The following is a 17205-nucleotide window of genomic DNA, read 5'->3' on the forward strand; positions in this document are numbered from 1 at the left end:
ATCATCCTCCGCCCGGGAGCGCCGCAGTCAGGGCAGCGATGTCCACGAATGGGTTGGCAAACAGCAGAATCATCGCCACCACGAAACAGTAGATCGCGGTGGATTCGATCATCGCAAGACTGACGAACAGGGTGCGGGTGATCGTCGGGGCGGCGTCCGGCTGCTGTGCAAGGGACTGCAGCGCCTGCGCCGCGGCCCGGCCTTCGGCCAGCGCGGGGGCGATGGCACCGATGGTGATGGTCAGCCCCGCCGTGACAATCGAGGCGATGGCGATCCAGACGGAAGCGTCCATGATCAGGGTTCCTTTCGTGTTTGGCTGTGACCGGTTTGGTTGGCAGGGAAGGCGTCGGCATCAGACGACGGCGATCGGCTGCTGCGGGCGCCCGAGGCGATGTAGACCATCGCCAGAACGGCAAAGATATAAGCCTGGATCAGGCCGGTCAGCAGGCCCAGAACCTGCATGACCACCGGGAAGAAGAACGGCGCCACGCTGATCAGGATGCCGACGATGATCGTGCCGCTCATGACATTGCCGTATAGGCGCACGGCCAGGGCAACGGTCCGCGATGCCTCTGACACCAGATTGAAGGGCAGCATGATGGGGCTGGGCCGCACATAGGTCTTCAGGTAACCGCCGATCCCCTGCCGAGCGATGGAAAAGGCGGGCACTGCCACCAGCACCGCGATGGCCAGCGCCGCAGTGGTGGAGAGGGAGCCGGTAGGCGGCACATAGCCGGGCACCACCGACAGCAGGTTGGCGGCAGCGATGAACAGGAACAGGGTTCCGATAAAGGGCAGATAGCGCGCGCCGTCACCGCCGCTAATCTCGGAAATTTGGTCGCGGATGGCGGTAACGATGACCTCCAGCATGACCTGCCAGCGGGAGACCTTATCGCCCGTCGACAGGCGCGAGGTGACCAGCCAGGACCCGGCGGCCAGCAGCGCCATCACCAGCCAAGTGAACGCCACGGTGGCGGTCAGCTGTAACCCGTGCCATTCGGCCAATATCCATTGATCGGGACTGATCTGCATCACGGTGTCTCCGCCTGTGTCATTCATCACCCCCTTCGCGCTGCACCCAGTACCAGGCGTTGAGACAACCCAGCGCCGCACCAGCCAAAAGCAGGATCAGCGTCCAGGACCGGTGCGACTGGACGCGTCCATCGATCCAGACGCCCAGCGCGACGCCCAGAACCACCGGCACCGCAACTGACCAGCCGACAAGACCGAACATCCCCAGCCCATAAAGCGCGCTGCGCTGCGGGTGTTTTTGTGCCGCCTGTTTCCGACGGGCCTTGCGGACGATCTCTTCCGCCTCCTCTGCGTCGGGCCGTTCGCCGTTCATAGCGCCTGCTCCAGTTCCAGGAACCGGCGCACGATCTGTGCCTCCAGCCGAGCCAAGGCTGCGCGGGCGGCACGTTCGTTTTGCTCGGCGGCGCGGAAATCGGCCTGCGCCCGCTGTTGCACCGTCTGCAGATCATCGCCCAGCACCGCGCCGGAGGTGGAGACCAGCACCTCATCCCCGACCTTCACCAGTGTTCCGGAATGGATCCCAGCATAGCGCACCTGGCCGCCCGTCTCCTCGTAGGTCAGGATACCCGGGGCCAGCTGTGAGACATAATCGATATGGTGCGGCAGCATCCCGAATGCGCCATCCGGGCCTTCGGCCACGATACGCACGACCTCCAGGTCGAGGCACAGCCGGTCAGGAAGGAGGATCTTAAGCTGCATGTCCCGCCCCTTCTTTCGGCTTCAGATCCGCCACGGTTCCGATCATGTAAAAGGCGCTTTCGGGATGGTCGCGGAATTCATCGTTCAGGATGCGCTCACAGGAGGTCAGCGTGTCGCTCAGCGGCACGAAACGCCCCGGTATGCCGGTCATCTTTTCGGTGGAAAAGAATGGCTGTGTCAGAAACCGTTCGATCTGCCGGGCGCGGCGCACGGTGGCGCGGTCCGTTTCCGAAAGCTCCTCCAGCCCCAGCATCGCGATGATATCCTTGAGATCCTCGTACTCGGCCAGCGTGTTGCGCACCGCGCTGGCGATCATGTAGTGGCGGGTGCTGACAACCCCCGGCGTCAGCATCCGGGAAAAGGATTTCAGCGGGTCGATGGCGGGATACAGCCCTTCGGAGGCCTTCTTGCGCGACAGGGTGATCGAGGCTGACAGGTGCGAAAACGTATGCGTCGCCGCCGGGTCGGTGAAATCATCGGCCGGCACGTAGACCGCCTGAATCGAGGTCATGCTGCCCCGGCTGGTGGAGCAGATCCGCTCTTCCAGATCAGCCAGCTCGGTGCCCAGCGTCGGCTGATAACCCACCCGCGACGGGATCCGCCCCAGAAGGCCCGAAACCTCGGAGCCGGCCTGCACGAAACGGTAAATATTGTCGATCAGCACCAGAACATCGCGGTTCAGATCGTCGCGGAAATACTCGGCAATGGTCAGGGCCGCATGGCCGACGCGGAACCGCACGCCGGGGGTTTCGTTCATCTGGCCAAAGACCATGACGGTGCGGTCCAGCACCCCGGCCTCCTCCATGTCGCGATGCAATTCCTCGGCTTCGCGGCAGCGTTCCCCGATGCCACAGAACAGGCTGATGCCCTCGTATTCGGCGACCATATTGTGGATCATCTCGGTGATCAGAACGGTCTTGCCAACGCCTGCACCGCCGAACAGCCCCGCCTTGCCGCCGCGTTCCAGCGGGCTGAGCAGGTCAATCGCCTTGATCCCCGTCTCAAACAACTCACCCTCGGCCCGGCGCCGGGACAGCGGCACCGGCGTGCCATGGATCGATCGGCGCGGCATGTCACCGGGCAGCGGGCGTCCGTCAATGGGATCGCCGAACAGGTTGACCATGCGTCCAAGCAGGGCAGGCCCCACCGGCACCGAGAGCGGCAGACCGGTGTTGCGCACCGGCATGCCAAGGCGCAGCTCCGTGTTGGGGTTCAGGATCAGCCCGCGCGCGGTCTCCCGCCCCGGCAGGCTGGCGACCTCGATGGTGATCGCGGGATCGGACAGGGTGACCAGACGAGTGCCGATTGCAGGCAGCTCTGCTGCGAACCGGACATCGGCGATGCTGCCCTCAATGGCAGTGATATGGCCAATGGATGCGCTGTCGGACACGTCGGATCCTTTTGTTGCACCTGTGCTGCAAGCCTATCAGAAACAGGCGTTTGGTGCTGATATTATGACCCATCGGCGCATTCACCTTGATTGGAGTCAATTCAATGACACGGGAATCAGACTATTCTGCCTATGATTTCCGCACCCGGGCGGAGCGGATCCGCTGCACCCGGTGTTTGTCTTATGACGCACAACCAAAGGTGTCCCATGGCCAAAACTCAATCTGAATCGAAAACCTCCGGCGGCTTTGATCAGGCGGCGCAGGCTCTGTTTTCCGCCAATCCTCTGCTGGGCCCGCAGGCGCATCAATTCTGGGAAGTCCAGGAAAAGATCCTGCAAGAGGCCGAACAATTTTCAAAACACTGGTTCGACCGCCGCCACACGGCGGCCCGCACCGCATTGCAGGCCACGGCAGAGCTGTTCGGCACTGCTCCGGTCGATCCGGGTGCGGCGGCCAAGGTGCTGCACGACTGGCAGATGCAATCCGCCGAGCGGGTGGCCGAAGACGTCCAGGAATGGGTCGATTTCTGCACCCGCAGTGCAGAGTATGTCACCGCCGGTGAAGTCAGCGCCAACAAGGAAACGCTGGATTCGGTCTCCGCTGCGGTGGAGGATGCAGAGCACGGCCACGCAATTCCGGTGTGACCCGGCCGCCACCTGACATTTCCGGATGGGCAGTTTCCAGGTTGTCCCGCACCGCGTGACGGAGAGTGATATGGCACCGGTGACGGGCACAGCACCAGACGCCTTGCCTTTCGCCCTGCCTGCAGCGGATGTCGCTGCGGCGCTGGCCTGCAATCCGACCCGCGGCCTGAACGCCGCCGAAGTTGCCGCCCGCCGCGCCCGCCACGGCAGAAACCAGCTGCGGGCACAAAAGCCGCAAAGCGCGCTGCTGCTTCTGGTGCATCAGTTCCGCAGCATCATCATCTGGCTGCTGGCCATGGCAGCCGGGCTGTCCTTTGCTTTCGGTGACATTCCAGAAGGTCTGGCGATCCTGGTGGTGATCCTGTTCAACGGCGCCATCGGGTTTTTCACCGAATTGCGCGCGGTCCGCTCGATGGAGGCATTGCTGCGCATTGCCGAAGTCAGGACGCTGGTGCGCCGCGACGGCAGAGTGCGCCGGATCGATGCCCGCGCACTGGTTCCGGGAGATATCGTGATCCTCGATGCCGGAGACATCGTCACCGCCGATCTCCGTCTGCTTCAGGCCTCGAACCTGCAAAGCGATGAATCGATCCTGACTGGGGAATCCCTGCCCGTTTCCAAGAGTATCGACCCGGTCGCCCCGGAGGCCGGGATCCCGGACCGTCACAACATGGTGTTCAAGGGGACCGCGATCACCCGCGGCGCCGGAGAGGCCATCGTCGTGGCCACCGGGATGACAACCGAAATCGGCCAGATCAGTGCCCTGACAGAAACCGCCGAGGCCGAGATATCGCCACTGGAGCGGCGGCTGGACAGGCTCGGCCACCGGCTGGTCTGGCTGACGCTGGCTCTGGCCGCGTTGATGATCGCAGCGGGCGTTCTGCGTGGTCACGCGCTGATCGACATGATCCGCACCGGCACGGCGCTGGCGGTGGCGGCGGTGCCCGAAGGCCTGCCGATCGTCGCCACCCTCTGTCTGGCGCGCGGCATGTGGCGCATGGCGGCGCACAATGCGTTGATCACCCGGTTGTCCTCGGTAGAAACTCTGGGGGCAACGACGCTGATCCTCACTGATAAGACCGGCACACTGACAGAGAACAAAATGGCGGCGGTGCGCTACCTGTTCGAAGGCGCCGAGGTCCGGCCCGCGAAAAATGCCGCCGCACCGGCTGACGACCGCTTCGATCTGGCGCTGCGGATCGGGGTGCTGTGCAACAATGCCGAAACCGGCAATCCGGCCACCGGAGACAGCGCCAGCGGTGAGCCAATGGAGGTCGCACTGCTGCACGCCGCCCAAGCAGCCGCGATGACCCGCGCGAAGCTTGAGCGGGATTTTCCCCAGGTGGCCGAACACGCCTTTGACCCCGAGCATAAGATGATGGCCAGCGTCAACCGCGCCGCGGACGGGGACCGGGGCGGGTTCATCTACGCCATCAAAGGCGCGCCCGAAGCGGTGATCGAAGCCTGCGACACTCACTTGCTGCCGGATGGTCCGGCGCCGCTGGATGGCCCAGCGCGGCAGGAATGGGCAGCCCGGCAAAGCGCCGCCGCGCGCGAGGGGTTGCGGCTGCTGGCGCTGGCAATCAAACACTCCGAAATACCCGACGAAAATCCCTATCAGGGCCTGACGCTGGTGGGGTTGGTGTGTTTCCTTGACCCGCTGCGCGCTGATGTGCCCGATGCGATCCGCGCCAGCCTAGCGGCCGGGGTGCGGGTCGCGATGATCACCGGCGATCATGCAGACACCGCGGCAACAATTGCGCGGGACGCCGGCTTAACTCTGGGCGACCTCACGGTGATCGAAGGCGATGACCTGCGGGATTTCGACCCTGATACAGCGGATTTCGCCTTGCGTGACAGGGTGCTGGCGGCAGATGTCTTTGCCCGTGTGGCGCCGGAAACGAAACTGACGCTTGTGCGCCTGTTCCAGCAGGCCGGGCATGTGGTTGCCATGACCGGCGATGGCGTCAACGATGCCCCGGCGCTGAAGAAATCGGACATCGGCATCGCCATGGGTAAACGCGGTACACAGGTCGCGCGCGAGGCGGCCGATGTGGTGCTGAAAGACGATGCCTTCGGCACCCTGATTGAGGCCATGTGGCAGGGGCGGGTGATCTTTGACAATATCCGCAAATTCGTCGTCTACCTGATGTCCTGCAACGTCAGCGAGGTGCTGGTTGTCGGCATCGCCGTCGGCGCCGGTCTGCCCGCACCGCTTCTGCCCTTGCAGATCCTGTTCCTGAACCTCGTGACCGATGTATTCCCGGCCTTTGCACTGGGGCTGGGCAAAGGAGACAGAGCGATCATGTCCCGGCCGCCCCGTGATCCAAAAGAACCCATCGCCGGACGGCCGGAATGGGCGTTGATCGGTGTTCTCAGCCTGCTGATCACCGGCGCGACACTGTCGGGGTTTGCTCTGGCGCTCTACTGGCTACGGCTTGAGACCGGGCAGGCGATCACGGTGGCCTTCGTGACACTGGCCCTGGCGCAGCTGTGGAATGTCTTCAATGTGCGGGGAGACAGCGGGCGGCAACTGGTCAACGACGTGACGGGGAACCCATACATTTGGGCAGCGCTGGCCCTGTGTGCTGGTCTGTTGGCACTGGCGTTGTGGCTGCCGTCGCTGTCGGCGCTGCTGGATCTTCCCGACCCCGGCCTGCCGGGATTGGGTCTGGCTGCAGCGCTCAGCCTGGTGCCGTTGATTGCCGGGCAAATCCTGCTTTTGTTCAACCTCACACCGGAACATGACCGCGAGCAAGGAACGCAGCCGTCAGGCCGGGCCAGCCTTCGGGGGCGCGACGTTGAACGCGGTTGATCTGCTTCTGGCCGGATCCGTGGTTTTCACAGCGGCCTTTCTGCGTGGTTATTCGGGGTTCGGTTTTTCGACTGTCCTGATGGCAGGGCTGATCTTCTGGCTGCCTGCCAGCCAGATCGCGCCGATGTCCATCGCGCTTGAGATCATCGCATCGCTGGGACAATCACGCAGCGTGCTGAGGGATGTGGAGCGCCGCGCCCTTGTCTATCTGCTGCTGGCCGGGTTGATCGGCAATCCGATCGGGGTGGCACTGCTGGACCATGTACCGGATCAGGCGATGCGGATCGGCGTGCACGTCTTGATCATCGGCGCGGTTCTGACGCTGCTGCTGCGGCCCATCCGGCCCACAGTTCCAACCGCCATGGTTCTGTCCCTCGCCGGCTTCATTGCCGGTGTGGTCAATGGCGCCACTGCAATGAGCGGGCTGGTGCTGGGCCTGTTCTTCACCACAACCGCGATCAGTTCACGGGCCATGCGGGCGACAATGATCGCCTATTTCTTCTTCACTGATCTCTGGGCTGGCGCGCTTCTGACGGTATCCGGTCATTACAGCGGGCAGATCCTTTGGCATATCGCAGCCGCCCTGCCCCTGCTGTTCATCGGCCTGTGGCTGGGCTCAATCTGTTTTGCCCGCTATGGAAGCCACGACAGGCGTTTTCGCCGCATCGTGCTGTGGCTGCTTCTGGCGCTGTGTCTTATCGGCTTGGGCCGGGCGCTGCTTTAGTCAGGACCCCCTGGCGGAGAGATACTCCACCAGATGATCGAAGCTGTCCATCTGGGGATAATCCGCTTCGGGCATCTCCAGAGCGAACCGTTTGCCCAGCGCGGTGACGAGGTTCAGGAAATCGATTGAATCGATGTCGAACTCATCCCGCAGATCGGCGCTGCTGTCGATGTCGTCCAGCGGGATATCCGGCGCAATCCGGGCCAGCTCTTCGCCAAGGGCCTGTTCTATCTCGGTGCGGGTCATAGGGTTTCGGGCTCCTGTAGAAATCGGTCGATGGCGCGCAGGAACAGCGCGCCGCGATGGCCATCGCTGACGCGGTGGTCTGCGGCCAGTGTCAGGGTTGCGATCTGGCGCGGCACCACCTTGCCGTCCACCACCCAGGGGCGCAGCGCGGGCGTACCGATGCCGACGATGGCCACCTGTGGTGGGTAGATCACCCCAAACAGCCCGTCGATGCCGCGGTCACCCAGACTGGTAAGGGTGATGGTGGCATCCGACAATTCGCGCGCCTTGAAGCGGCCCGCGCGCACCCGCCCGATCAGATCGCGCATCTGCGCCATAAGCCCGTCGCGCTCCTGCGCGGCCACATCGAACAGCGCAGGCGCCACCAGCCCGCCACCGCGCAGGGCGATGGCAAGACCTATATGGGCCTCCTTGGCTGGGGTGAAGGTGCCACCTTCGAAATGGCCATTGAACTCGGGGTATTTCTTCAGCGCCCGCGCCATGGCGCACAGGTAGAACACCGGCGGTAGCACACGGTCCTCGGGCGCGCGGGTTTCGTTCATCTCAGTGATGAAGTCATCAAGCGTGGTCAGATCCACCTGATGGGTGAGGTAGAAATGCGGAATTTCCCGTTTGGAGCGCGACATCGCGGCGGCAATCGCCTGCCGCATGGCGCTGAGGCCGGTGTCCTGCGGCGCAGTCTTGCCGCCTGCCGTGATATGGGCGGCGACATCTGCGTGGCGGATCGGCTGGCCGGATGGCACCGAGAGTGCACTGAGGTCCACACCCTTTTCGGCCGCCAAGCGTCGTGCCGCTGGAGAAGCGACAATGCGTGTACCGGTGGGAACAGATGGTGCCGGTTGCGGAGGCTCTGCGACCGCCCGGGGTTTGGGCTTTTCAGGCTCTGGCACAGGCGCAGGTTCTACAGTCTGCCCATCTGCTGCCTCCCCGGTATCGATCCGTGCCAGCGGCGTTCCTACGGGCACGCTCTCCCCGATGCCGACCAGCCATTCCGTCACCGTTCCGGTCTCGTAGCACTCTATCTCAATGGCGCCTTTCTGGGTTTCCACCACGGCGATGATATCGCCGTGCGTGACGGGTTGGCCCACGGCCACCACCTGTTCCATCAGGGTGCCCGCCTCCATATCCGCCCCAAGCGAGGGCATGAGGAAATCGCTCATGGGGTCGCCCCCATCACCCGGCGGGCGGTGGCGAGGATCTCCGCCACCTGCGGGATCGCCGCCTGTTCCAGATGCCCCGCATAGGGGATCGGCACCTCGGCGCTACACACCCGGGCCAAGGGGGCGTCCAGATCCCAAAAGGCCTCTCCCGCCAGGATCATGCCAATCTCAGCGGCCAGGCTCCCGCTCTTCCAACCCTCATCCACCATCACAGCGCGGCGGGTCTTGCGCACCGAGGACAGGATCGTCTCCCGGTCCAGGGGCCGCAGCGAGCGCAGGTCGATCACCTCCGCGTCGATGCCTTCCTGCGCCAGCGCCTCGGCCGCCTCCAGCGTCTTGAACAGGGATCCGCCATAGGTGATCAGCGAAATATCCGTGCCCGCCCGCCGGACCACGGCGCGGTCGATATCCACGGAACCAGCGTTTTCGGCCAGCTCCCCCTCGCGGTTATAAAGCATGACGTTTTCAAAGATCAGCACCGGGTCAGGATCCTCAAGCGCGGTCCAGAGCATGCCACGCGCGTCCTCCAAAGTTGCAGGCGCCAGCACCCGCAGGCCGGGGATATGGGCGTACCAGCCTTCGAGTGAATGCGAATGCTGCGCCGCCAGCTGCCGCCCCGCGCCGGTGGCCATGCGGATCACCACCGGCACCCCGAACTGGTTGTTCGACATATGGCGGAAGGTGGCGGCGGTGTTGAGGATCTGGTCCAGCGCCAGCAGCGAGAAGTTGACCGTCATCACCTCGACAATGGGCCGCATCCCGGCAATGGCAGCGCCAATCCCGGCACCGGTGAACCCGGATTCCGACAGCGGTGTATCGCGGATGCGGTCCTCACCGAACTGATCGAGCAGCCCCTTGGAGACCGCATAGCAGCCACCGTAACGGCCAACGTCCTCTCCCATCAGGAAGACACGGGGATCGCGGGTCATGGCATCGATGATGCTCGCGCGCACTGCGGCGCGGTAGGTGGTGGTGACAGGTTTTCCGGGCGGCGCGACCTCGGGCGGCGCGGGCCGATCAGGCGACATTACATATTTGGCGAGGTCCGCCACCGGCTCCTCTGTGCCACTTTCGGCAAAGGCGACGGCCTCGGCAATCTCGGCGTCAACCTCCGCGGTGATGTCATCCACTTCGCCCGCGCGCAGCAGATGATTTTCCTCGGCCCAGGTCTGGAACCGGACGATTGGCCCCTTGGCGCGCCAGTCGGCGACCTCCTCCTTGGGGCGGTAAAGCTGGGCATCGAACATGGAATGCGCGCGGAAACGGTAAGTGCGGCATTCCAGAAATTGCGGCTTGCCGGTGTCAGCGATGGCCTTCAGAGCCTTCCGCGCAGCGCCTTCAACGGCGACGATATCCATGCCGTCGACCACGTGGCTGTCGATGCCATAGCTGGCCGCCTTGCCGTGAATGTCGGTCTGCGATTCCGAGCGGTCCAGCGCCGTGCCCATGGCATAGCCGTTGTTTTCACAAACGAACAAAACCGGCAGATTCCAGAGCGCGGCAAGGTTCAGGCTTTCGTGGAACTCCCCTTCGGCCACCGCGCCCTCGCCAAAGAAACAGGCGGTGACGGCCTCGGCCCCTTGCATCCGGTCGGCCAGCGCAAGGCCAGCGCCCAGAGGCAAGCCACCGCCGACGATGGCATTGCCGCCGTAGAAATTGTGATCGCGGCTGAACATGTGCATCGAACCGCCCCGCCCCCCGGCGCAGCCTTCAGCCTTGCCGTACATTTCCGCCAGGACGCGGCCCATGGGCACCCCGCGCATCAGCGCATGACCGTGTTCGCGGTAGGTGGCGACCACCCGGTCCTGCGGGCTGAGCAACGGGATGATGCCCGCCGCAACCGCTTCCTCCCCATCATAGAGATGCAGGAACCCACGGATTTTTTCGCGGGAGTAGAGTTCGGCGCATTTGTCCTCGAAATGGCGGATGCGGATCATCGCCTTCAGCAGCTCGCGGACATGGGCGTGGTCTAGGCGGGGTTTCACATGGTCGATGCTCATGTCTCGTCGCTTTCCAGGGTTGAGATATCGCCTTCAGGCAGGCCCAGTTCGCGCGCCTTCAGAAGGCGGCGCATGATCTTGCCGCTGCGGGTCTTGGGTAGGTTCTTGCGAAAGGCGATCTCTTTCGGGGCGACCGCAGGCCCCAGCCGTTTGCGGGCGTGCCCCAGCAGATCAAGCCGCAGATCCTCATCCGGCTCATACCCCGGTTTCAGCGCCACATAGGCCTTCACCAGCTCACCCGCGGTTTCATCGGGAATGCCGATGACGCCGACCTCGGCAACGGCCTCGTGCTCCATCAGAGCGCTTTCGACCTCAAATGGGCCGATCAGATGCCCGGCGCTTTTGATCAGGTCATCGGCGCGGCCCACGAACCAGAAATACCCGTCCGCATCGCGCATCGCGAGGTCCCCGGTCAGGTACCAGCCATCGCGGAAGCATTTGTCATAGCGCGCCTGTTCATGCAGGTAGCCACGCATCATCGATGGCCAGCGGGGACGCAGGGCTAGTTCTCCCATGGCCTGCGGCTCGTTCAGGGCGCGCAGAGAGTCTCCTTCCGGGTCCATTTCGACGATTCCCGCCTCGATCCCCGGCAGCGGCCTTCCCATTGAGCCGGGTTTCACATCCATCGCGGCATAATTAGCGATCATGATCCCGCCGGTTTCGGTTTGCCACCAATTGTCGTGGAACGGCTGACCAAAGGCCGCGTTTCCCCAGATCACCGCCTCGGGGTTCAGCGGCTCGCCGACGCTGGCCATGAACCGCAGGTCCGGGAAATCACGCCCCTGAAGCGCCTCAGTGCCAGCCTTCATCAGCATGCGGATGGCCGTTGGCGCGGTGTACCAGACGTTGACGCCCTCGCGTTCCAGAATGTCATACCAGCGGGCGACGTCGAATTCGGCCTCGTCCACGATCATCGAAACGCGGTTGGTCAGGGGCGCGACGATCCCGTAGGACGTGCCGGTAACCCAGCCCGGATCGGCGGTGCACCAATAGGTATCGCCCGCCCGCAGATCCAGCGCGATGCGCCCGGTCCAGTTGTGGGCGACCACCGCCTGATGCACATGCACGACGCCCTTTGGCTTGCCCGTGGTGCCCGACGTAAAATGCAAAAGGGCAGTGTCCTCGGGATTCATGGCTTCGGTGGTGAACTCCTCTGAGGCATCCGCCATCAGGTCGGTCAGCGGCAGGGTATCCTCTGCCGCCTCATCAATGACAAAGACCTTCCGCAGATCCGGCAGATCCGGGCGCAGGGCTTTCACTTTGCGCTTATAAAGCCGCGCGGTGGTGATCAGCGCATTGGCACCGCCGATCTCCATCCGCGAGCGGATCGGCTCGGGACCGAATGCCGAAAACAGCGGACAGAAGGTGCAACCTGCCTTCAGCGTGCCAAGGGCGGCGATGTATAGCTCCGGCACCCGCCCCAGCAAGGCATAGACCCGATCGCCCTTTTGCAGTCCCTGACTGCGCAGCATATTGGCGAAGCGGTTGGTTTCCGTCTGTAGCGCGGCGTAGGTAAAATCCTGCTGCGAGCCCGATTTCGAAATCCAGCGCAGCGCCAGCTGCTCCCCATGGCCGGATGCCACGTGGCGGTCCACGGCTTCATGCGCGATGTTCATCCTACCATCGGACAGCCCATCGATCAGCGCCTGCGCGTCGTCCCAGGAAAACCCGGCGCAGAGGGTATCGTAATCGGTCATATTGGCAGCGGCCCTGACGCTGGCCGGTTTTGTGATCGGCGCTGTCACCATGGTGATCCTCCCCTCCGCTTGCCGCGCCACGCCGGGGCGCGTCTTTGACAATCATAGGTGGCAAAGCAGCCCGCGCAGATGATCAGGATCAAAGCGCGGCGCTTTTCCTGCCGCTTGGGAACGCCCGGCGATAGCGGCCCGGCGGAGCAAACCCCGCCGAGCCGATGCACTATGCCGTGTCGCGACCGCCGCGGAACGCCCAGTAGATCGCCGGGATGACCAGCAACGTCAGCGCGGTAGAGGTCGCCAGCCCGAACAGCAGTGAAATCCCCAGCCCCTGGAAAATCGGATCGACCAGGATAAAGGCCGCGCCCGACATCGCGGTGATCGCCGTCAGGAAGATCGGCAGGAACCGCACGCCCCCCGCCGCCAGCAGCGCATCATGCAATGATCGCCCGTTGTCCTGTTCGCGGCGGATGAAATCCACCAAAAGGATCGAGTTCCGCACGATGATCCCGGCAAGGCTGATGAAACCGATCATCGATGTCGCCGTGAAGGGCGCATCCATCGCCCAGTGGCCCAGGGTGATCCCGATCAGAGTCAGCGGGATCGGCGTCATGATCACCAGCGGTAGCTTGAAGCTGCGGAACTGGCCAACGATCAGGAAATAGATCCCGATGAGCGCCGCACCAAAGGCCGCACCCATATCGCGGAAGGTGACATAGGTGACCTCCCACTCGCCATCCCACAAAAGGATCGGATTGCTTTCATCCATCGGCTGACCGTAAAGGGTGACCTCGGGCTTCATCCCCTCGGGCCAATCGCGGGCGTCGATCTCCTCCTGCACCGCGATCATGCCGTAAATCGGCGCTTCGAACCGGCCCGCCAGATCGGCGGTGACCATCTCCAGATCCAGCCCGTTCTTGCGGAACACCGGCCATGAGCCTTGCTCGACCGAGACGCGTACCACCTCGCCCAGTTCCACGTTGCCCTCACCGATGCCGGCGGGACCACGGGCGGGCAAGGGTGTCGCAAGCAGCGCTTCGGTGACCTGACGGCGCTCCTCGCTCAGCTTCAGACTGATCGGGATAGGCCGCACCCCGCCGCCGCGCTGGGAATAACCAACAGTGGTGCCATGGAACAGCAGCGACAGCGTGTCATAGACCGCGCTTTGCTCCACCCCGTGAAAATCAAGGCTGGCCTGATCGATCTCGATCCGCAGCCGTTCGGGCGGGTGACCGAAACTGTCGTCCACATCGACTATGAAATCCACGTCCGTAAAGATCTCGCGCAGGCCGGTGGCCACCTCGCGGCGGGTTTCGGGATCGGGGCCATAGACCTCAGCCAGCAGCGTCGCCAGAACCGGCGGTCCGGGCGGCACCTCGACCACCTTGACCGATGTGCCTGCGGGCAGATCCACCTCGGCCAGCCGCGCGCGCAGGTCCAGCGCGATGGCGTGGCTTTGGCGGTCACGCTCTTCGGAGTCGGCCAGGTTGATCTGTAAATCGCCCAGTTCCGGGTTCTGCCGCACGAAGTAATGCCGCACGAGGCCGTTGAAGTTGAACGGCGCAGCAGTGCCTGCATAGGCCTGGATGCTTTCGATCTCGGGGATTTCGGCAGCCGCCTGCGACAGTGCAAACAGGGCGCGCTCGGTGTCTTCCAGCGTCGCGCCTTCCTGCAGGTCGACAATCACCTGCACTTCGGATTTGTCATCAAAGGGCAGAAGTTTCACGACCACCGACTGGGTACCGAACAGGGTGACCGAGGCCCCGGTGGCCACAAAGACGAGGATCAGGAAAATGGCCGCGCCGCTGCGGCTGGCCAGCAAGGGCCGGGCAATGGCGCGATAGATGCGGGCCATGCGGGAATCCTCGCCGTGACCATCCTCTGCCCCATGAGCCGCAACAGCGCCCGGTTTCCGCCGCTGAAGCCGCAGCATGATCCAGGGTGCAAAGATCACCGCCACGAAAAAGCTGAGGATCATCGCCGCCGAGGCATTGGTGGGAATGGGGCTCATGTAGGGGCCCATCATGCCGGAGACAAACAGCATCGGCAGCAAGGCAAAAACGATGGTGAGCGTGGCGATGATGGTCGGATTGCCCACCTCGGCTACCCCGCGCAGGGCGACCTTGGTCTTGTCGCCATTGGGATCCAGCCGCCAATGGCGGGCAATGTTTTCCACCACCACGATGGCGTCATCGACCAGGATCCCGATCGAGAAGATCAGCGCGAAGAGCGACACCCGGTTGATGGTGAACCCCATCAGGTAGGAGGCGGCAAAGGTCATCAGGATGGTGGCGGGAATGATGATCAGCGTCACCACCCCCTCACGCCAGCCGATGAAGACCACGATCATCAGGAAGATCGACACGCTGGCCCCCGCAAGGTGCGAGAACAGCTCGTCCGATTTCTTCTGCGCCGTCTCACCGTAGTTGCGGGTGACCTCAACCTCAAGCGCATCGGGCAGGAAATCGCGTTCGGCAATCTCCAGCCGCTGCAGCAGCTCCTTGGCCACGTTGACCGCATTGGCGCCTTCGCGTTTGGCAAAGGCGAGCGAAACCGCCGGTCGTGGTGTGGCCTCTCCAGGGTGCAGGGTCCAGGCGCGGTTGTCCGCATCGGCGGGCGCAATGCTGACGCGGGCGACGTCCTTGACGTAGACCGGGCGCCCGTCACGGGTGGTGACCAGCAAAAGGCCGAGATCGGGCTGGCCAACCAGGCTCTGCCCGCTCAGCAAATCGCGGGAGGCACCGGTCTGGCGCACCCGGCCCAACAGCTCGGAGCGGTTGGCATTGCGCACCTTCTCGGCCAATTGCTCCAGCGTGACACCATAAAGGGCAAGCGCCGCCGTGTCCGGCTCCACCCGGATTTCGGTGCGGCTGTCACCGACGATATAGGTGCGGCCCACATCCTCGGCCTTGGACAGTTCCGACATCAGCTGCGAGGCGACTTCGCCCAGATTTGCCCTGTCCCAACGCTCTGCCTCATCGCGCGGCAGATCCGTGCGCGGGGCGAGTGACAGCACCAGAATGGCGACGTCGTTGACCCCGCGCCCGATGATCAGGGGCTCCGGGATGCCGATGGGCAGTTGGTCGAAATTGGCTCGGATTTCGGAATGAACGCGGAGGATTGCGTCATCCTCGGGAACGCCCACCTCGAACCGGGCGGTGGCCATGATACGGTCGTCAAAGCTCTGGCTGTAGACATGTTCGACGCCGGGCAGGCGCTGCAGAAGTGCCTCGATCGGCTTGGCGACAAGCTCCACCGCGTCATCGGCGGCCAACCCGTTGGCCTGGATGAAGACATCCACCATGGGCACCGAGATCTGCGGCTCTTCCTCGCGTGGCAGCAGAAGCAGGGCCACAAACCCCAGGATCAGAGCCGCAATCAGCAGCAGCGGTGTCAGCGGAGAGTTGATAAAGGCGCGTGAAATGGAACCCGCAATGCCCAGCGATTCCCCGGCCCCGTCATCGGTGCGCGCGTCGGTGTTGGGTGTCGTGCTCATTGCTGCGCCGCCTCATAGGGGGTCAGCCGGTCGCCGGGCTTCAGCCCCGCCAGAACCTCGATCCCGCCATCGACACGCACGCCAGGCTGCACCACCACTTCGGCATCGCTGTCGAGCCGGGCAAAGGTGACGCCATGGCGCTGCTGCAGATACCCTTCGGGCACCACGATGGCGGGGCGCTGGCCGGTGGCGATCAGCAGCCGCACCCGTTCCCCGACAAAGAAATCGCCCAGCCCCTCGGCCTCCACATCGACCACGACCTGACCGGCCACCAGCTCGGGATAGATCTTGGCGACGCGTCCGTCGCTCTGTACCTCGGTGTTGGTCAGCGCGCCGCGCGCCAGAATGCGCACGGTTTCACCGGTTTCCAGATAGCGGGCGTGGCGTTCCGGCAATTCGGTGCGCAGCACGAAATTCTCGGTGGCGATGGTGGCGATGGTTTCGCCGGGATTGACGAACATGCCATCCACCACCGGAACGCTGAGGATCCGCCCCGCTTCGGGCGCCAGCACGATCCCCTCGGCCTGACGCGCCTGCAACAGATCCCGCTGGGCCTGCTGGGCGGCCAGATTTTCCTCGGCCACGTTCAGCGCCGTCTGCGCCTGATCCACCGCCGTCTTGGGCGAAGCGCCCCGCTCGCGCAATTCCAGAGCGCGGGTCAAATCGATCCGCGCAAGGGCGATCTGCGCCTCCAGCGCCCGGATGCCGGCCTCGACCCCGGCGATCTCAAGCGCCAGCTTTTCATCGACGATCCGCGCCAGGGTCTCGCCGCTTGCGACGCTGTCGCCTTCCTCCGCGCTCAGCTCGTACAGGTTGCCGGACAGGCGGGCGCGGGCAAGGGCGCGTTTCACGCTTTCGACCTTGCCGAATACAGGCCGCCAGTCAGAGACCTCGGTCATCTCAACATCAAAAGCCTGCGCATGGACCCCGTTTGAGGCCAGCAGGCAGATCACCGGCAGCAAGGCACGCAGTGATGAAATTCGGAGCGGCAAGGCTCGGGGCGAAAAGCGCATATTCGTTCCTCTTCAGGGCTTGGGGTCGCGCAACATGACTGGTTCCGCACCGAAAGCTTTGGCCGACACATTCGCAGGGCGAAATGTATCGGGCTTTGACCTAGCTCAACCAACCATCCCAAAGGTTGCATGAAAAACAAAGCTTTTGATCGTGGAAACCTCGACAATTGCGCCCTGGTGGGGCCGGTCCGGGGGCGTTCCCCCGTTGAAACCCAAGCTTGATCCTTTCCAAATCGCCTTTGACATGCGTCCAATCATTCCATTGCGTCATGAATTGAGCTTGCATACTCA

Annotated in this window: 14 protein-coding genes; 3 read left to right on the plus strand and 11 right to left on the minus strand. The window is 63.8% G+C overall.

Annotated elements, in window-relative coordinates; genetic code table 11:
* Window position 1 precedes the first annotated feature (1 nt).
* The 5 genes from SM766_RS09755 to atpD are packed head-to-tail and all read right to left on the minus strand — an operon-like array spanning window position 2 to window position 3121.
* Window positions 2–292, minus strand: a complete 291-nt coding sequence (locus SM766_RS09755) for a F0F1 ATP synthase subunit C (RefSeq protein ID WP_065271941.1) — start codon at window positions 290–292, stop codon at window positions 2–4.
* 2 nt (window positions 293–294) lie between these two features.
* Window positions 295–1032 carry a F0F1 ATP synthase subunit A gene (locus tag SM766_RS09760; protein ID WP_368947650.1) on the minus strand — a complete coding sequence of 246 codons (738 nt, stop codon included), beginning with the start codon at window positions 1030–1032 and terminating at the stop codon, window positions 295–297.
* A 19-nt stretch (window positions 1033–1051) separates the two neighbouring features.
* Window positions 1052–1345 carry an AtpZ/AtpI family protein gene (locus tag SM766_RS09765; RefSeq protein ID WP_347510547.1) on the minus strand — a complete coding sequence of 98 codons (294 nt, stop codon included), beginning with the start codon at window positions 1343–1345 and terminating at the stop codon, window positions 1052–1054.
* Complete coding sequence (locus SM766_RS09770) at window positions 1342–1731, minus strand: F0F1 ATP synthase subunit epsilon (RefSeq protein ID WP_368947651.1); 390 nt, start codon at window positions 1729–1731, stop codon at window positions 1342–1344. The genes SM766_RS09765 and SM766_RS09770 overlap by 4 nt, the downstream gene beginning before the upstream one ends.
* A complete protein-coding gene (gene atpD, locus SM766_RS09775; RefSeq protein ID WP_368947652.1) occupies window positions 1721–3121 on the minus strand; it encodes a F0F1 ATP synthase subunit beta in 1401 nt (466 codons plus the stop codon). The genes SM766_RS09770 and atpD overlap by 11 nt, the downstream gene beginning before the upstream one ends.
* A gap of 207 nt (window positions 3122–3328) precedes the next feature.
* Here atpD and SM766_RS09780 point away from each other — a divergent pair, with 207 nt between their 5' ends.
* The 3 genes from SM766_RS09780 to SM766_RS09790 all read left to right on the plus strand — a co-directional run bounded on the left by SM766_RS09780 (window position 3329) and on the right by SM766_RS09790 (window position 7305).
* Window positions 3329–3766 carry a hypothetical protein gene (locus tag SM766_RS09780; RefSeq protein ID WP_065271946.1) on the plus strand — a complete coding sequence of 146 codons (438 nt, stop codon included), beginning with the start codon at window positions 3329–3331 and terminating at the stop codon, window positions 3764–3766.
* A 70-nt stretch (window positions 3767–3836) separates the two neighbouring features.
* Window positions 3837–6581, plus strand: coding sequence for a cation-translocating P-type ATPase (locus SM766_RS09785; protein WP_368947653.1), 2745 nt, complete (start codon window positions 3837–3839; stop codon window positions 6579–6581).
* Window positions 6568–7305: a TSUP family transporter gene (locus SM766_RS09790; protein WP_368947654.1), complete on the plus strand. Its 738-nt coding sequence runs from the start codon at window positions 6568–6570 to the stop codon at window positions 7303–7305. The genes SM766_RS09785 and SM766_RS09790 overlap by 14 nt, the downstream gene beginning before the upstream one ends.
* Here the strand turns inward: SM766_RS09790 and SM766_RS09795 are convergent, their stop codons facing one another.
* The 6 genes from SM766_RS09795 to SM766_RS09820 all read right to left on the minus strand — a co-directional run bounded on the left by SM766_RS09795 (window position 7306) and on the right by SM766_RS09820 (window position 16914).
* On the minus strand, window positions 7306–7551 hold the full coding sequence (locus SM766_RS09795) for an acyl carrier protein (protein ID WP_368947655.1): 246 nt from the start codon (window positions 7549–7551) through the stop codon (window positions 7306–7308).
* On the minus strand, window positions 7548–8711 hold the full coding sequence (locus SM766_RS09800; protein WP_368947656.1) for a dihydrolipoamide acetyltransferase family protein: 1164 nt from the start codon (window positions 8709–8711) through the stop codon (window positions 7548–7550). The genes SM766_RS09795 and SM766_RS09800 overlap by 4 nt, the downstream gene beginning before the upstream one ends.
* Window positions 8708–10711, minus strand: a complete 2004-nt coding sequence (gene pdhA, locus SM766_RS09805; RefSeq protein WP_368947657.1) for a pyruvate dehydrogenase (acetyl-transferring) E1 component subunit alpha — start codon at window positions 10709–10711, stop codon at window positions 8708–8710. Before pdhA ends, SM766_RS09800 begins: the two co-directional genes overlap by 4 nt.
* The gene (gene acsA, locus SM766_RS09810; RefSeq protein ID WP_368947658.1) at window positions 10708–12459 is read right to left on the minus strand and encodes an acetate--CoA ligase; all 1752 of its coding nucleotides are present in this window, start codon (window positions 12457–12459) and stop codon (window positions 10708–10710) included. The genes pdhA and acsA overlap by 4 nt, the downstream gene beginning before the upstream one ends.
* A gap of 169 nt (window positions 12460–12628) precedes the next feature.
* Window positions 12629–15901 carry an efflux RND transporter permease subunit gene (locus tag SM766_RS09815; RefSeq protein ID WP_368947659.1) on the minus strand — a complete coding sequence of 1091 codons (3273 nt, stop codon included), beginning with the start codon at window positions 15899–15901 and terminating at the stop codon, window positions 12629–12631.
* Complete coding sequence (locus SM766_RS09820) at window positions 15898–16914, minus strand: efflux RND transporter periplasmic adaptor subunit (RefSeq protein WP_082996059.1); 1017 nt, start codon at window positions 16912–16914, stop codon at window positions 15898–15900. Before SM766_RS09820 ends, SM766_RS09815 begins: the two co-directional genes overlap by 4 nt.
* Window positions 16915–17205: the final 291 nt, after the last annotated feature.

It is taken from the genome of Pseudophaeobacter sp. A-200-2 (assembly GCF_041008815.1).
Lineage (GTDB): Bacteria > Pseudomonadota > Alphaproteobacteria > Rhodobacterales > Rhodobacteraceae > Phycobacter > Phycobacter gallaeciensis_A.

Excerpts from the sequence above, each read along its gene's own strand:
- SM766_RS09800 (WP_368947656.1), bottom strand. The coding sequence starts at position 8,711 with ATGAGCGATTTCCTCATGCCCTCGCTTGGGGCGGATATGGAGGCGGGC.
- SM766_RS09815 (WP_368947659.1), bottom strand. The coding sequence starts at position 15,901 with ATGAGCACGACACCCAACACCGACGCGCGCACCGATGACGGGGCCGGG.
- SM766_RS09780 (WP_065271946.1), top strand. The coding sequence starts at position 3,329 with ATGGCCAAAACTCAATCTGAATCGAAAACCTCCGGCGGCTTTGATCAG.
- pdhA (WP_368947657.1), bottom strand. The coding sequence starts at position 10,711 with ATGAGCATCGACCATGTGAAACCCCGCCTAGACCACGCCCATGTCCGC.
- SM766_RS09770 (WP_368947651.1), bottom strand. The coding sequence starts at position 1,731 with ATGCAGCTTAAGATCCTCCTTCCTGACCGGCTGTGCCTCGACCTGGAG.
- acsA (WP_368947658.1), bottom strand. The coding sequence starts at position 12,459 with ATGGTGACAGCGCCGATCACAAAACCGGCCAGCGTCAGGGCCGCTGCC.
- SM766_RS09755 (WP_065271941.1), bottom strand. The coding sequence starts at position 292 with ATGGACGCTTCCGTCTGGATCGCCATCGCCTCGATTGTCACGGCGGGG.
- SM766_RS09820 (WP_082996059.1), bottom strand. The coding sequence starts at position 16,914 with ATGCGCTTTTCGCCCCGAGCCTTGCCGCTCCGAATTTCATCACTGCGT.
- SM766_RS09785 (WP_368947653.1), top strand. The coding sequence starts at position 3,837 with ATGGCACCGGTGACGGGCACAGCACCAGACGCCTTGCCTTTCGCCCTG.
- SM766_RS09760 (WP_368947650.1), bottom strand. The coding sequence starts at position 1,032 with ATGCAGATCAGTCCCGATCAATGGATATTGGCCGAATGGCACGGGTTA.
- SM766_RS09765 (WP_347510547.1), bottom strand. The coding sequence starts at position 1,345 with ATGAACGGCGAACGGCCCGACGCAGAGGAGGCGGAAGAGATCGTCCGC.
- SM766_RS09795 (WP_368947655.1), bottom strand. The coding sequence starts at position 7,551 with ATGACCCGCACCGAGATAGAACAGGCCCTTGGCGAAGAGCTGGCCCGG.